Here is a 14,380-nt window from a genome sequence, read left to right as displayed (position 1 = left end):
TTCACCATAGGATTTTATATTTTAGATAGGGAGCATCTCAGTTTTGCATATAGTGCGAGCGTCCCCGCTCGCGAGTATTATACTGCTCGCGAGCGGGGACGCTCGCACTATAATGAAAAATGCTTTTTTCAAAAATGAGATGCTCCCTTTAGATAAAAAACGACTTACTTATAATATTATTTGGATATAAGATTGGTTGGTAGTGAGGACTTTAGTCCGCATCCATGAAGGACTAAAGTCCTCACTACCAACCTTGTTTCATATTTCAATAAAAAAGAATCAAGAAAGAAGTTGAGATGAAAACAGACAAAAATCCATAACTCATCTGTTCAATCCGCAACAAAATATGCTGCTAACTTCTTCCTCAATCCCGTCGAAATTTTGAGCTAGATTTTTAAGCCTATGCTTCGTCGTAGGCTTCCATATCCAGAAGGTGGAGATAGGGTTCAACCATCTCCGGCCGCTGAAAGGCAAGCGATCGCAACAAATGCCAATCATTCAATCCCTCAAAAGGATCTGTATAATCGTCAACCTCCAAACGGACAGCCAATTCTGCCACGTCCTGAGAAGTAAGTACAGCAATATCGCGCGATGCTTTGGTTAAAGTTTTCATTTTTTGACCCTGCCCGAGACTTCCGCCATACTATATCCTAAGCCTTTAATCAGATTTAGACACAGTTTCTACAACAAAACTTCGCATTACATCTACAACTTCCGGCAGAATCTCGTGTCCCATGTTAAATTCTCGATACTGCACGGGTGCTCCCCAAGCAGTCAAACTCTCGCGCGATCGCACCGCAGCACTAACGGGCACAATATTATCTTGAGTACCGTGCACGATCGAAACAGGCGGCAAAGCACTCCCAGCAACGGGCGAAATCGACGAGTGCAAATAACCGCTCAGACAAATTAAACCAGCTACGGGCAAAGTCAAACCCACATCCAGAGTCATCGCCCCGCCTTGAGAAAAGCCTCCTAAAATCGTGCGAGACAAAGGCACGCCCGTGCTGCTTTCCAAAGACAGCAATAATTCCTTCAGCAATTCCCTGCTTTCTACCAATCCCTCAGCATCTTTGTTTGCCAAGTCATACCACATTTTGCCACCCATTACCTGGGGATGGGGAAACGGAGCATCGGGAAACACAAACTGATAATCCGGCAAATTGAAAGCCGGTGCTAACGCAGTCAAATCCCGAGCATTAGCACCCCATCCGTGCAAAGCGACAATTAAAGCGACTGGTTTGCGATCGGTGGTTGGCGGAATGCTAATAAATTGTAAAGACATCGTAATTAGTAATTGGTAATCAGACCTTACTACAATGATAAATTGTCGCGGCGCGTAAAATCCCAGATATTTGTTTTCGGTAATATTTAAATGTAAATTAGGATGTGCTTGCTAATATCGTTTCCGGTTGCATCGGTATTGTTTAAACTGTCAACTGTCAATTAAGGATCGCAAATTAAATAATTTATACATATTTGTGGGATGGGCGTCCCGCCCGTCTAGAAAGAACGGGTTCTCCCGCCCATCCCACAATAACAATAAAAATTGTAAGTTATTTAATTCTCATTCCTAAGAGGGCCCGCACTCTTGGCACCGCCATATAACTGTCAACTGTCAACTGTCAACTGTCAACTGTCAACTGACGCGTACCGCTGATGAAATATTAGCAACTGATTGCTCGGGCTGTTGCCGCACGGGTACCTCAATCCAGAATTCAGTTCCCTCTCCCGGAGCCGATACGCACCTGAGCGAACCTTGATGTTTTTCCACTATTTGATAGCTAATCGACAATCCCAATCCGGTACCTTTGCCTACAGGTTTGGTAGTAAAAAATGGCTCAAACAAACGTTGTTTTACCTTCTCCGTCATGCCCGCTCCATTGTCCGCGATCCGCACGCACGCACAATTATAACTTAAAAGTTCAGTGCGAATCACAATGGTAGGTAAACAAGGCGACTCTGAGGAAGATTTTGCGATTAAATGTTTATTTTTTTCGCCGTCATACAAAACATCAATCGCATTGCTTAAAATATTCATGAATACCTGATTTAATTGTCCTGCCCAGCACTCCACCAAGGGCAATTTGCCGTATTCTTTGATAATTTTAATGCCGGGAAAATCACCGCTAGCTTTTAGCCTACCGTCCAAAATCATCAAGGTACTGTCAAGGCCTTCGTGAAGATCGACCGACTTCATTTCAGCTTCATCCAAACGCGAAAAATTTCGCAGAGAAAGCACAATCTGGCGGATGCGTTCGGCTCCTACATTCATCGATTTTAGGAGTTTAGGCAAGTCTTCACTAATGAATTCCAAATCGATCTCTTGTAGTTTTCCTTGTACTTCTGGCGTTGGGTTGGGATATTGCTGCTGGTATATTTTCACAAGTTCCAGCAAGTTTTGAGTATATTCGCCTGTATGGCTCAGGTTGCCAGAAATAAAGCAGACAGGATTGTTAATTTCGTGAGCGACTCCAGCCACCAACTGCCCCAAGCTGGACATTTTTTCAGTTTGGATTAGTTTTAATTGCGCTGACTGTAAATTTGTCAGTGCCGTTTCTAGTTCAGCGGTGCGCTCTTTTAGTTGAATTGTACGATCGCGCACTTGGTGTTCTACTTTGGCTGTACGTCCTAGAGACATCAACAGGTAAGCCGTCAAGCTGCCACTCATCAAAAGCCCGATCGCGCCAATTGCCAGCGAACCCTCATGGGCGCTCAGACTATCGTACCCCTTTCCCGGCAAAACTAGCAGCATCCACTGGCGGTCTGCTACGTTGAATGTGCGAGTGCAAGCACTCTTATTTTCACAGATAGGTTGCCGGAGATTAGTTAACTCTGGATGTTCTAGTTGTGGATTATCTATAAACTGCTTGGTTTGCGAGTCGTAGCGCATCAAAAACCGTTCTTTTTCTGTGGCGGAGTTGTCATAGAGATAAAAATTTATGTGGTCTAAATTCAGTGATTCTAAATAAAAATTGACCATATTGGTAATCTGAAACACACCTGAAATCACTCCCCTGAGGTTTTCGCGGCTGTTTGCCGAGTTATCTGGAGAACTTGCGCGGCCAGGTACTGGCAGAAATAGTTGCACTCCAGGTCTATCGTTCTTAATTAATTTAATCTTCCCCGAAGCAGCTATTTTCCCGGTATTCACCGACTTCTCTAAAGCTGCTTTGCGTTCGGGATTGGAAGCCAGATCGAAACCCAGTGATTTTGTATCTGCTTCCAGGGCTTCTCTGTACGTGACAGGAAAATATTCCGATCGCGCTTTTACTGGTACAGGCTTTTTGTCAGCATCTCGCTCGTAGATTTGAAATGCCCGAAAACCTTCGGCTCGAATTGTCTGTTCGTAAGCTGCTTTGTCCGCAGCCGGGACGCGCAAAACCCAGTTTACAGAAAAGACAGCAGCATTTCGGGACAGTGCCGGTTGAACGAATTCCCTCAAATCTTGTCTGCTAACTTCAGCAGATGCGCTGTAGAATGCTTGAATTGAGTACAGAAAATCTAAGTTTTTGTTGATGCTTTGCTGTAAAGTCGCATTCAGGCGATCGGCTTGCTGATGAAATTCTGCTGCCATCCGCTGATTTTCCCAATTCCAGACAACGGCAGCCGCTATCAATGACAAGCCGGCACCCGTGCAAAGAGTCAACGCTGCTGGAATGTAGCGGCGATACGACTGTAAATTTTTCGTCAGTGAATTAAACCAATTGCTCGCAACATTCATATTTCCAGAGTTTTTGGCACCGGAGTGCGATTCGTTTAAATAGTTCTGAATTTCCTTGATAACACGATCGACAGCGCAGAAACAAGATTGTGTCAAAACTTAAGATCGCACAAATATGAATTTATCTTCATAAAGTTCGGTTTCTACGAAAATATTAGTTTGGTAACGACAATATAACAATTACTTTACCTCAGTATAGTGCGCCGAATGCACCTTACACAAGTAGCAATTCGCACTTGATTGTTAAATTTGAGTGGGCGCTACACACCTTGCCTAAATAGCAATTTGCACTTAACCGTCAACACGAAGGTGCGCTTATTACTTTGTGCGAGTAACAATTCGCACCTTTGTGTTGATTTAATTGTATGCAACCCACACCTTACTCAAGTAGCAATTTGCACCTTACAAAATAGTCCCAATTTCCTTCAAATACACCCGAGTAAACGGTTCCCCATCCTCCAGACTGTACTGTTCGATCAAACCTTGGCGGCGGATAGAAATACTATTGCCTTCCCGCACCACCACAGTATCATCATCAGTGCTTTCCCTGAGCAAAATCATCTCTGTTTCCCCCGGATTATCCAGCACCACCATATTACTGCCCTGATAAAACATTCCCTCAGCTTCCAAAACATTTTCGGGATATTCAGCAATCAACAAATCGAGTTTAGGATTTCGCAGCAAAGTTTGCACATTAAGATTGTAATTTTTATGCAAAACCTTTTCAGAACGGTTGACAAAAAGTCCAGTGCGACAAACAGCACCGATTGTCCAATCAGGATGTTGCAACAGAATGTGGTCAATTGTTTCTTGCAGTTCGTGTACCGAAATTCGGTTGAACGTAATAATCGGAATTCTGGCTGACTTTCCAGAATCAAAGAAAGTATCAATAATATGTGAAGGCACATCAACCCCTTCTCCGACAGCCGGGTTGAGGTGCATAAAAATTCCCGGCGCGGCATTGATTTCGATAATCCCAAAATTCCCGGTTTTCCAAGATTTGGCGAGAGTTTCTGTGACAACATCAATCCCCAAACAAGTTAACCGAAAATGCAGGGCGATATCTTGAGCTAAAACAATGTTATCCGGGTGAATGGTGCGGGTAGCATCGATGCTGACGCCGCCTGCGGAAAGATTGGCTACTTTGCGAAGAGATACAGTGCGATCGCGCTCTACGACACTATCCAATGACAGCCCTTGTTCTTCCAGGTACATTTCCATCGCTTCGTCGGACTGAATTTTGCTCATCGCCGAAGTTGGCGTGTCCAAGCGTTCTGTTTTGCGGTTTTCGCGGCGGATCAATTCCCGAATAGTTGAGTCGCCGTCCCCTGTTACCCAAGCGGGCCGACGTTCAGTTGCAGAAACAAACTTGCCGTCAACGCACAGCAGCCTAAAATCCGCTCCTTTGATGCTATTTTCCACAATAACTCGCACGGGCCATGTTTCGGGAATTGCGTTGACTGCTCTTTTAAAAGCCGCCTGCAATTCTTCTGCATCTCGGATATCTGCGGTGACGCCAATTCCTTTATGACCGACTACTGGTTTGATAGCAACTGGGTAGCCAATTTCTCTCGCAACTCCCAGAGCTCCGTTTTCTGTGGAGACGATATCGCCTTTGGGAACTGGAAATCCTAAGGTAGCAAGAAAAGCTTTACAATCGTCTTTGCGCGTGGTAAAATCCGAGTCTAAATGGCTGTCGGAATCAAAAGTTGTGGCAGAGCCACGCACCAGTTTTTTACCGTAACCGTATTGCATCAATCCTTCATCCCACAAATAAAATGTGGGAATGCCTTTTTGGGATGCCGATCGCATTAATGAATAAACTGTCGGGCCTCCGTAAACAGACTGGCGGAACATATTTTGCAGCGCGCCAATTTGTGCTTCTAGGGGGAAATCTTGATTTTGATTGATGGCTTCAAACCAATCCCAAACAGCGTAAACTACGGCTCTGGCGCTGCGGGCGTGAATTGCTTCTATGCTGATTCTGCTAAAGTGAGAAAATGGTTTGACGTTCCAGTGTTGGAAGTGCAAACCCATGTCGAGTTTTGCTACTTCTGAGGCGGTGCGGCCGAACAGTTGGGCGTGGTTCGTGAAGGTTTCGCCTAGTAGTTGCGGGTAGCGATCGCCAATAATTTCATGATAATGTGCGATCGGCTGTGGTGCGATCGCCTCCGTCACCGCAAAATCGAAAACTAAAGCCGCTGTTTCTAAATAAGGGTTTGGCCCGATGTAATGTTTGAAGTTGAAAATATCAAAAACATCGGTTTTTCTAGCATTGACGCGGGTTGTCTCGGTATTTTTTTCTTGAAGCATTTTTTGACCTCCTTTGAGCTAACTTGTCACATTAGCTCTCTTGTCGGCGCATTGGGTACTACCTATGGGTATAGATATTGTAGAGTCTCAGACAGATGAGGTATGTCCGCTAATCGGTAATCGGTAATCGATCGAGCATATAGACTCGATCGGGTTTTTGGAGGTACAGACGCCACCGTTTACAAATCCTGACATTCGCAGAATCTGGCATACCTCATGGGGTGCGATCGCCACTATATTGCAGAGAGAGGGAGAGAATGGGAGAGGGGGAGAGGGGGAGAGAGGGAGAGGGGGAGAATTGCCCAATTACCAATTCCCAATTACCAATTCGCCATTACGAATACTAATCACTAATGACTAAATTACTAATGACTAAATTATTAATCACTAATGAAAAAAAGCTATAACTTTTGAGAGGTACACGGCCAATTAAAATTGGCTATGACTGTGAAAAAGGATTTAAGAGGCAGAGAATTATGAAAATCGCACAAACTGCTCTCAGGGATCAAGTTCATCAATTAGCTGAGGAAGCATTTCACTTGAAGCTGATTTCTGGGTACGGTGACGGTCAACATAGCAACGAATATCAGAATTGAGCAATTTGATCGAGCGATCGCACTAATTCGCGATCGAACTAATCTAGAAGCGCCGATCGACCCGGTTGATACGAAAAATAAGAGGTTTATGGGTTTTAGGCAGGTGAAGTCTCCAGTCAGAAATCGGGTTGATACCCCGTCGCGCGTCCAGGAATGTAATGTAAACTCATTTTTTGACCCCTCCTCCATGGTGTGAGGAGGGGTTAGTTTTTTTATCAAAAATCGCGTTACACCCGGAGATTCGAGTGAAATAACCGGAACGCTTGAGTTGCGTGCCTCCAACACGTATCAAAATCTGATGTTTGTTTTGTATTCAATACTCCGGACAGTTTTAGATCTAATCGAGTATCTCAAACCCTTGATGGCTATAGGGATGAGTATTTTTTCAATCTTTAACTCTAGCCCGCTCGTTTCAAAAAAACATTAAAAATGCCAGGGCTTACGCTGTAACGCTTACAGAGTCGTTAAAAAACTGTCCGAAGTATTGTTGTATTGGGAAACTTCACTCAGTCTATAGGCACTTATCCTGATCTCGACTCATTTATCCTCGATGGGCTTTGCCCCGATCGGCTCTGGGATCGCGTCGGTTTTTGTCCTTTTTGTCTGAGCGCTGCGGGCGCTCTAACATTTCCATCTCGGTAGTCTGGTACTCTTACCGTCAAAACCCGATCCGATCTTCTTGCCGTTAGTCCCAACATCTGCCATAGTTTTGTTAGTAGAAGAGTAAGACAGATGAGGCTAGTAGAGAAACATATTATTGACAAACATCACGGCTTTTATGCTGAGTGCGCTCGCTTGTGCTTTTTGTCTAAGAATCTGTTTAACTACGCCAATTATCTGATTCGGCAATCTTTCATTTTTGACGCCAAATACCTTAACTACAACGCTATGGTGAAGTTGTGTCAGGGAACGGCTGATTATACGGCACTGCCAGCTAAGGTTAGCCAACAGACCTTAATGAGATTGCACGAAAGTTGGATCTCGTTTTTTGAGGCGAGTAAGAAGTATACAAATTGTCCGCAGAAGTTTCTTGGGCGTCCCAAGCTTCCTCAGTACAAACATAAAACTGATGGTCGATTCGTTGTTACTTACACATCACAGGCAGTTAGCCAGCAATGGCTAAAAAAAGGAGTAGTTCATCTTTCCCAAACAGACATTTTTTTGACGACTCGGGTGAGTGAAATTCAACAGGTACGAATTGTACCATTATTTTGTAACTATGCGATCGAGGTAGTATATGAAGCTGTTGCCCAAACACAGCAAGGGAATGAGGAAACTGTTGCAGGTATTGATATCGGGTTAAATAACCTTGCAGCACTTAGTTCAAATGTTTTGGGGTTGACACCATTAATAATTAATGGAAGACCTCTTAAAGCTCTTAATGCTTATTACAACAAGAAAAAAGCTCAACTACAATCTCAGCTCACAAGAGAGAAGCACACATCCAACAGAATCAAACAACTGACCCACAAACGCAACTGCAAAGTTGATAATTACCTGCACAACGCTAGCCGATTTATCATCAATCACTTGGAAGCAAACCATATAGGGACACTGGTGATTGGAAAAAATGAGGGCTGGAAACAGGAAATCAACATCGGCAAGCGCAACAATCAGAACTTTGTCAGTATTCCTCACGCTCGATTTATTGAGATGCTCAAGTACAAAGCTTGCTTAGCAGGAATTAAAGTGGTAATTACTGAAGAAAGCTACACCAGCAAATGTTCTTTCCTCGATTTCGAGCCGATGAGCAAGCAACAAAGCTATAAAGGAAGAAGAATAAAGCGAGGATTATTCAGAGCGAGTGATGGGCAATTAATCAACGCCGATCTGAATGGTAGTCTCAACATAATTAGAAAAGCATTCGGGAATGAGGCATTCGCTTCGGACTCGATACAGGACTTAGTAGTAAGTCCAGTAAGGGTAACGCCTTACCAACAAGCAGTTTAGGCAGATGACTATATTTGTCTATTCAAGTTGGAACTATTAATCTCTACCTTTTGGCAGTTTTAGGAAACAAAAATGTTATGTTTTAGTGAAATACAATTCATTAAGAGTGCAGATCGTATGGCTGGGAGCGAAAATCAGGGAAAGTTGCTAATTATTGGCGGCGCCGAAGACAAAGACGGGGATTGCAAAATTCTGCGGGAATTCTTGCGGTGTGCTGGAGGCACTAAAGCCCGCATTGTAGTGATGACGGCTGCTACCAGCCTCCCAGGAGAAGTCGGAGATAATTACATCAGAGTGTTTGAGCGCCTCGGGGCTGAAGATGTGCGAGTTGTTGACACCCAGAAAGCCGAAGATGCTGACAATCCAGATTATTTAGAAGCGATCGAACAAGCGACTGGCATATTCTTTACCGGCGGGGAGCAAGCGCGGATTATTAGCTGCTTGAAAGATACCAAACTCGACGCAGCTATGCACAAACGCTACTCCGAAGGGGCGATTATTGGTGGCACCAGTGCCGGCGCGGCGATGATGCCAGACATGATGATTATTGAAGGAGACTCCGAGACAAATCCTCGCGTTGATGTGGTAGCAATGGGCCCGGGAATGGGTTTCCTGCCAGGAATTGTCATCGACCAGCATTTCGCCCAGCGAGGCCGTCTGGGACGCTTAGTTGCTGCACTCTTGTTGCAACCAGCAGTCTTGGGATTTGGGATTGACGAAAATACAGCTATTTTAGTCAGCGGTGACGTGGTTGAAGTCATTGGCGAAGGGGCTGTAACTGTCATCGACGAGTCGGAAAAACTCCACGACAATATGGATGGACTGTTGAAGGATGAGGCTTTGGCGATTTGCGGGGCCAAGTTGCACATCCTCCCCCACGGATACCGGTTTAATTTGAAAACTCGCCAGCCGATGCTCGATAGGGTAGCAACGGTAGCATAGTCAGAAAGGGCGATCGGGCAACTTACCTGCAACTGTCCAAAAATCTCAAAATTATCTAGGGTGCGATCGATCGCACCTTACTGTTTGAACGAAGTATAGCGGATCGAGCTCTCATATAAGGTACGTTGTTGGGCTTGGGCCCTCTTAGTTTAGTGGTTATAGCGGTTTTCTCACAAAGATGAGGTACGTTGTTGGGCTTCAGCCCTCTTGGTTTCAGTGGTTATATAACCTGTCAGTCATACCTCACCTTTTTGAGAAAGGCTATATAGAAGCTGCATGAGAGCGGACTGAAGTCCGCACTACAAACCTTTTTGTTCGTAGTGCGGACTTCAGTCCGCAGCTTTTTACGGACTGAAGTCCGCACTACGAACATTTTTGTGATGGTAATCCACCGGACACGATCTCAGGGTTAAAAAAACCTGATACTTCGTCCAAGACACTAATAAAAAGAAGAGGATTTTACCTCTTCTTTTATTGCTGCCGTTTCTGCTTTTTTAAGCACTTTTTTGTTCGTCAAAAAACGACTGCTGCCCATCTTCAGTCGATACTAAATTCCACCCTTGAGTTATCAGCCTCTGAAAAGTTGCCCATCCCTTAGAACCGCCCGGTTCCATGTAGTCCGAAACCGCGAACTGCGGAAAAGCTGTATAAGGCCGCCACGCTTGACGAGCTTCGGTACGCAGGTGCAATATCTTTTCTCCATTGCCTCCTAATCTGGGCAACCAACACATTTGTTTTAGCATTTTTAACACTCCAGAGTTTTTACAGTAACGGTAATTCGTCAACATCCCAAATTAAACTTTTAGAGCCATCTTAGCCGCTGCTCGGAAGATCTAACAGGTAACAGGGACGGATGAAATTTTCACCGATTACCAATTACTGAGGTAGCAGCAGTCGTTTAAGCTGATTTTGGTTCTGCACAGTTTCCCAGTCTTTGACTAAAAAACAAGTGCTACCAAGGTATAAGCAAAAATAATCATTGCTCTGATCCGCTCAAACTTGACTTAAAGGCGATCGCCCGAGAATCCAGTTGAATAAAGTATTTATCTTTCTGGTTTCCCTTACTTGATAACTACAAGCTCATCCTCGCTGTTTCCGCCTAAAATGACATCTTTCTACGGTATTAGCTCTGTCAGCTAAAAAATGTTCCTTTAGTTACAAATATTAATATCTGAAGGCGATTTATCTAGTTATCAAAAGTTAAATTAATTTTCATAAACAGCGATCGATAAGTTTTAGTTACTTTAGCTACAATTTTGATTTCATTCAGGGGTTCGGAGAGATAAAGGTACGTAGTTGGGCTTGGGCCCTCTTGAGACGTATAGATAAAGAGGGCCCAAGCCCAACTACGTACCTAATTTTTATGATGACAATAAAACCACCCTGTAGGGTGCGCGCGGAACTCGTGACAACATTCGAGTTACGATTTAACTCTTAAGAACGATGGCGACAGATTGGCAAAATTGTAAAAATGAATACTAATCACAGTTATAAGTTCTGCGTAAAAGGTATTCATGGCCGCTGCAATTGAATTCAAACTCTTCGCTCCCAACAACAAAGCAGCTACAGTGCTCGGCTCTTTTTCTAAATGGGAAGAAATTCCCTTAGAAAAAGATGATAGAGGTTATTTCCACACTAAAATTCAGCTCGCAGGCGGTATTTATCAATATAAGTTCCGAGTGCAGTCGCAGAGTCCTTGTTTTGAAACCGACGAATGGGTAAAAGTTAATGACCCCTACGCTACTGAGATTGACAGCACTGCTCATATTTTAAACGCGCTAAATTGGCAGCAGTTTTGCTAGTCACAGCAGTAGGAATACCGATGCTGTGGATGGGCGAAGAGTTCGGACAATCCACTAGCCAAACCCCCAACCAGCCGAATAAATTGCAATGGTCTTTGTTGAACAATCAGCAGAATCATGATTTGTTGGAATACTACAAACACCTGATTCGATTGCGGACAAATGTTCCGGCACTTTACACCGAAAACATTGAATTTATCCACCAAAATGCCGAAGCTAAAGTGCTCGCTTACTATCGCTGGAACGATGATGGTTCGCGAATAGTAGTGGTGGCCAATTTTTCGGACACTTATCTATCTGATTACTGTATTCCTAACTTTCCCGATACCGGAACTTGGCACGAGTGGATGTACAACAAAATTGTAGGAGTTGGGGAAGAAGACTTTAAGTTTGATTTGCCGGAATGGTCGGCTCATGTATTTCTTTGAGATGAGAAAAATTTATGTCCCCAGGCAGAGGTTTGGTGAAGTTGTAGAAGATTAAATTGTATTTATGACTGGCACATACAACTCGATCGACCGGGTTTTTATACCGAGCCTGATGGCCACAACAACTCGGTGTATGCGTCCTGAATGGCGATCGCAATTCCTGGTATTGAGCATAAGAATTGTACGGCGCCGTGCCAAATGTCAATTAACAAAAATATTGTGAGAGGGTAACTTCTATGGGCTGGCTAAAAAGACTGTTTGGTTTAGAAAAACTGGAAAATCAAGAAAATGTGGAAGCTCCTGCTTACCAAGCACCTGTAGCTCCATCTCAAGCTCAAGTTCAAACTCAACCTGCTGCGGCTGCGACTAAAACAATCCCGCCGGAACGCATGGGATTGAATGGAGAATACGATCAAAGCGGTTTAGCTAAACGGGTGGCTCAGGCTTTCGATGCAAATCCTGATGTGGCGGACATTGAGACTGTTTATGTTGCTCAACACGGTACTACGGTGGTTCTCAAAGGTACAGTTCCCAGTCAGGAAATTGTAACCAAGTTGGTGACAATTGCTAAAAGCATTAATGGTGCAACTGGGGTGGAAACCAATCAAGTTACTGTCGGCTAGGGGAGCATCTCAGTTTGGCATTTATAGTGCTGTCCCCGCTCGCGAGTTGTAGAATACGCGAGCGGGGACAGCACTATAATAAAAAAAATGCTTTTTGCAAAACTGAGATGCTCCCGTTGGCTAGGGCGACGGTTGTTGGGAACAGTTAACGGTTAACAAGTTAACTGTTAAGTATTTTTTTGAGCGATCTTGCTGTACATAAAAAATATGACCGGGGAAAATTTAGTACCTACTCGCGGCACATTAGAACGGAGTCTTGGGCAAGGGATTCAAGCTTTGTACCGATCTGTACTCGGACACCAAACGAGTCAGGCGCTCTGCAATCTTTTGGATAACAAATTAATCATTGTAATCGAAAATGCGATTACTCAACCAGAAAAACTGCTGGCTCAGAACGGTCAGCAAGATTTGGCTTCCCAGGTGCGATCGCAATTAGAGTCAGTTCTGGAATTGCCACTGAAAGACTTAATCAAAGAAGTTTTGGGTGTGGGAGTGATCGATCTCCTCAGCGATGCCACTTTGGAGACCGGTCGCGCCGGAACGATCGCAATTTTGGAGTCTGCACCTCAAGTTCGCGATGCTACTTCTAAGTCTAAAACTCAACCAGAAGTGGCTGATGGTTGAGGTGGTGGCGGATAATTAGTTCTAAATCCTTGATGTTGAAAGGTTTAGAAAGATATGCAACGCAGCCTGCTTCGAGAATCCGATCCCGGTCTTCTGTTTTTGCTAGTGCTGTGACGGCCACGATCGGAATATGTCTGAGATCCGGGTTTTCTCTGATCCGCTTTACTAATTCTATACCGTCTATATCGGGCAGACAAATATCGAGTACGATTAAGTCGGGAGAGCGCGAGACTGCTGTCGAAAGAGCACTGTACCCGTCCATGGCTCCTACGCACTCGCAGCCGAATAAATCGAGTATTTGCGTCAGCAGCTCTAAGTTATCGTGATTGTCGTCTACAGCCAATACGAGAGGACGCTTGTCAACCGCCAGGTGACCCATATTTAAAGAAGATTCCAAATGCTGATTCCACGTAGGGTAGTTCATAAATCCAGATCGAAAAACGATCGTAAAAGTTGTACCCGAGGCATTCTTCAAGTGGCGCTCGGGCACTTGAAACAGATTGGCTCGTATTTGTAGCTCTCAGATGGCCAGTCTTCGGTCTAACCAGATTGTACAATATGGCTGCGAGTTCTGGCAAAGACTGCACCAGTCGATCGCTCCCACAGTATCTCCATAATTTTACTGATCCCCGGGCAAATTGCCAACTTACGCCCTAAGGTTGCGTCAGCTTTGACAACAAGAGGCGATTACTAGGAAAAAGCTTGCTAATAAACTATCCTAGCTTAATTTTTGCTTTGAAGAGTGGCCGCAGTTTTTGAGAATTCCCTCAACATTACACTACTGATATCCTCCGTGTATCTACCTAAAGAAAGATTAGATGAGGCACATAAATTTAACAACTTCCACCTGCTGAGAGATACTTATTTCTCCGGTTTAGATTTCAATGTTTTTAAGTAGTAATTATCGCTAATTAAACCCGTAAAAATATCATTTTTTACTGACTGTTTACCAGATATTAACCTAGGAGATGTTGATGACAATTGCAATCAGAGACGACTTAACTTACCAGAAAGAATTGGTTGAAAGCCCGCCCGCGCGATTTGATGACAACAGAAGCCAGCGATCGCGTGGAAGCCGAACTGCACAAAGAAGTTTTACCTACGGACGACAAAACCCTCCAAACAGAAATAGCTGACCTCTGGAAAGATACGAATCCGCTGGTACGATTGCTAAGCCGGGTGCGTGAGCCTTTGCGCGGGCCTGCACCTTTGGGCATCGATTCCAATTTGTTTGTACGGAGGGTCGAACTAGAAGGCTCACTTCCTTCGGGAGTAAAATCGGAAACTGCGATCGCGGGTGTATTTTCGGCAACGAAGGATGAGTTGTCCCAGGAGCGAATTCAGGAAATAGCGAGCTTTTTGCCGGAGAGAATTCGGG

Annotated in this window: 13 protein-coding genes; 7 read left to right on the top strand and 6 right to left on the bottom strand. The window is 44.3% G+C overall.

All coding sequences use genetic code 11. From position 1 onward, the window contains the following. Positions 1–400: 400 nt before the first annotated feature. The 4 genes from JGK20_RS31915 to JGK20_RS31900 form a co-directional block, all read right to left on the bottom strand. Positions 401–613, bottom strand: a complete 213-nt coding sequence (locus JGK20_RS31915; protein ID WP_106150386.1) for a DUF2555 domain-containing protein — start codon at positions 611–613, stop codon at positions 401–403. A 45-nt stretch (positions 614–658) separates the two neighbouring features. Further along, entirely contained in the window at positions 659–1,285 is a 627-nt protein-coding gene (locus tag JGK20_RS31910) for an alpha/beta hydrolase (RefSeq protein ID WP_293176306.1), read from the bottom strand. Between the two features lie 354 nt (positions 1,286–1,639). Beyond that, the gene (locus tag JGK20_RS31905; RefSeq protein ID WP_293176304.1) at positions 1,640–3,724 is read right to left on the bottom strand and encodes a CHASE domain-containing protein; all 2,085 of its coding nucleotides are present in this window, start codon (positions 3,722–3,724) and stop codon (positions 1,640–1,642) included. A 402-nt stretch (positions 3,725–4,126) separates the two neighbouring features. Next, entirely contained in the window at positions 4,127–6,037 is a 1,911-nt protein-coding gene (locus tag JGK20_RS31900; RefSeq protein ID WP_293216206.1) for an acetate--CoA ligase family protein, read from the bottom strand. Positions 6,038–7,365: 1,328 nt separating this feature from the next. On the opposite strand from JGK20_RS31900, the gene JGK20_RS31895 reads away from it, so the two are divergent. Next, positions 7,366–8,583: a transposase gene (locus tag JGK20_RS31895; RefSeq protein WP_293233480.1), complete on the top strand. Its 1,218-nt coding sequence runs from the start codon at positions 7,366–7,368 to the stop codon at positions 8,581–8,583. Between the two features lie 117 nt (positions 8,584–8,700). Beyond that, positions 8,701–9,525: a cyanophycinase gene (locus JGK20_RS31890; RefSeq protein ID WP_293176300.1), complete on the top strand. Its 825-nt coding sequence runs from the start codon at positions 8,701–8,703 to the stop codon at positions 9,523–9,525. A 494-nt stretch (positions 9,526–10,019) separates the two neighbouring features. Here JGK20_RS31890 and JGK20_RS31885 read toward each other — a convergent pair whose 3' ends face one another. Next, positions 10,020–10,268, bottom strand: a complete 249-nt coding sequence (locus JGK20_RS31885; protein ID WP_293176298.1) for a hypothetical protein — start codon at positions 10,266–10,268, stop codon at positions 10,020–10,022. A gap of 771 nt (positions 10,269–11,039) precedes the next feature. On the opposite strand from JGK20_RS31885, the gene JGK20_RS31880 reads away from it, so the two are divergent. The 4 genes from JGK20_RS31880 to JGK20_RS31865 all read left to right on the top strand — a co-directional run bounded on the left by JGK20_RS31880 (position 11,040) and on the right by JGK20_RS31865 (position 13,002). Then, complete coding sequence (locus JGK20_RS31880) at positions 11,040–11,327, top strand: glycogen-binding domain-containing protein (RefSeq protein WP_293176296.1); 288 nt, start codon at positions 11,040–11,042, stop codon at positions 11,325–11,327. Then, positions 11,321–11,755, top strand: coding sequence for an alpha amylase C-terminal domain-containing protein (locus JGK20_RS31875; RefSeq protein WP_293233478.1), 435 nt, complete (start codon positions 11,321–11,323; stop codon positions 11,753–11,755). Before JGK20_RS31880 ends, JGK20_RS31875 begins: the two co-directional genes overlap by 7 nt. A 236-nt stretch (positions 11,756–11,991) precedes the next feature. Continuing rightward, on the top strand, positions 11,992–12,378 hold the full coding sequence (locus JGK20_RS31870) for a BON domain-containing protein (RefSeq protein WP_293176292.1): 387 nt from the start codon (positions 11,992–11,994) through the stop codon (positions 12,376–12,378). 207 nt (positions 12,379–12,585) lie between these two features. Continuing rightward, entirely contained in the window at positions 12,586–13,002 is a 417-nt protein-coding gene (locus JGK20_RS31865) for a DUF2294 domain-containing protein (RefSeq protein ID WP_293176290.1), read from the top strand. Here JGK20_RS31865 and JGK20_RS31860 read toward each other — a convergent pair. Next, positions 12,971–13,426, bottom strand: coding sequence for a response regulator (locus JGK20_RS31860; protein WP_293176288.1), 456 nt, complete (start codon positions 13,424–13,426; stop codon positions 12,971–12,973). The genes JGK20_RS31865 and JGK20_RS31860 overlap by 32 nt on opposite strands. 596 nt (positions 13,427–14,022) lie before the next feature. Here JGK20_RS31860 and JGK20_RS31855 point away from each other — a divergent pair. Further along, positions 14,023–14,380: DUF2267 domain-containing protein (locus tag JGK20_RS31855; protein ID WP_293233476.1), on the top strand; the 358-nt coding region annotated here is incomplete at its 3' end.

The organism is Microcoleus sp. PH2017_05_CCC_O_A, from assembly GCF_020738785.1.
Classification (GTDB): Bacteria; Cyanobacteriota; Cyanobacteriia; order Cyanobacteriales; family Microcoleaceae; genus Microcoleus.
Note: the sequence above shows the minus strand (reverse complement) of the source record. Positions and strands in the feature narration are given on the sequence as shown.

Excerpts from the sequence above, each read along its gene's own strand:
- JGK20_RS31915 (WP_106150386.1), bottom strand. The coding sequence starts at position 613 with ATGAAAACTTTAACCAAAGCATCGCGCGATATTGCTGTACTTACTTCT.
- JGK20_RS31910 (WP_293176306.1), bottom strand. The coding sequence starts at position 1,285 with ATGTCTTTACAATTTATTAGCATTCCGCCAACCACCGATCGCAAACCA.
- JGK20_RS31905 (WP_293176304.1), bottom strand. The coding sequence starts at position 3,724 with ATGAATGTTGCGAGCAATTGGTTTAATTCACTGACGAAAAATTTACAG.
- JGK20_RS31900 (WP_293216206.1), bottom strand. The coding sequence starts at position 6,037 with ATGCTTCAAGAAAAAAATACCGAGACAACCCGCGTCAATGCTAGAAAA.
- JGK20_RS31895 (WP_293233480.1), top strand. The coding sequence starts at position 7,366 with ATGAGGCTAGTAGAGAAACATATTATTGACAAACATCACGGCTTTTAT.
- JGK20_RS31890 (WP_293176300.1), top strand. The coding sequence starts at position 8,701 with ATGGCTGGGAGCGAAAATCAGGGAAAGTTGCTAATTATTGGCGGCGCC.
- JGK20_RS31885 (WP_293176298.1), bottom strand. The coding sequence starts at position 10,268 with ATGCTAAAACAAATGTGTTGGTTGCCCAGATTAGGAGGCAATGGAGAA.
- JGK20_RS31880 (WP_293176296.1), top strand. The coding sequence starts at position 11,040 with ATGGCCGCTGCAATTGAATTCAAACTCTTCGCTCCCAACAACAAAGCA.
- JGK20_RS31870 (WP_293176292.1), top strand. The coding sequence starts at position 11,992 with ATGGGCTGGCTAAAAAGACTGTTTGGTTTAGAAAAACTGGAAAATCAA.
- JGK20_RS31865 (WP_293176290.1), top strand. The coding sequence starts at position 12,586 with ATGACCGGGGAAAATTTAGTACCTACTCGCGGCACATTAGAACGGAGT.
- JGK20_RS31860 (WP_293176288.1), bottom strand. The coding sequence starts at position 13,426 with ATGAACTACCCTACGTGGAATCAGCATTTGGAATCTTCTTTAAATATG.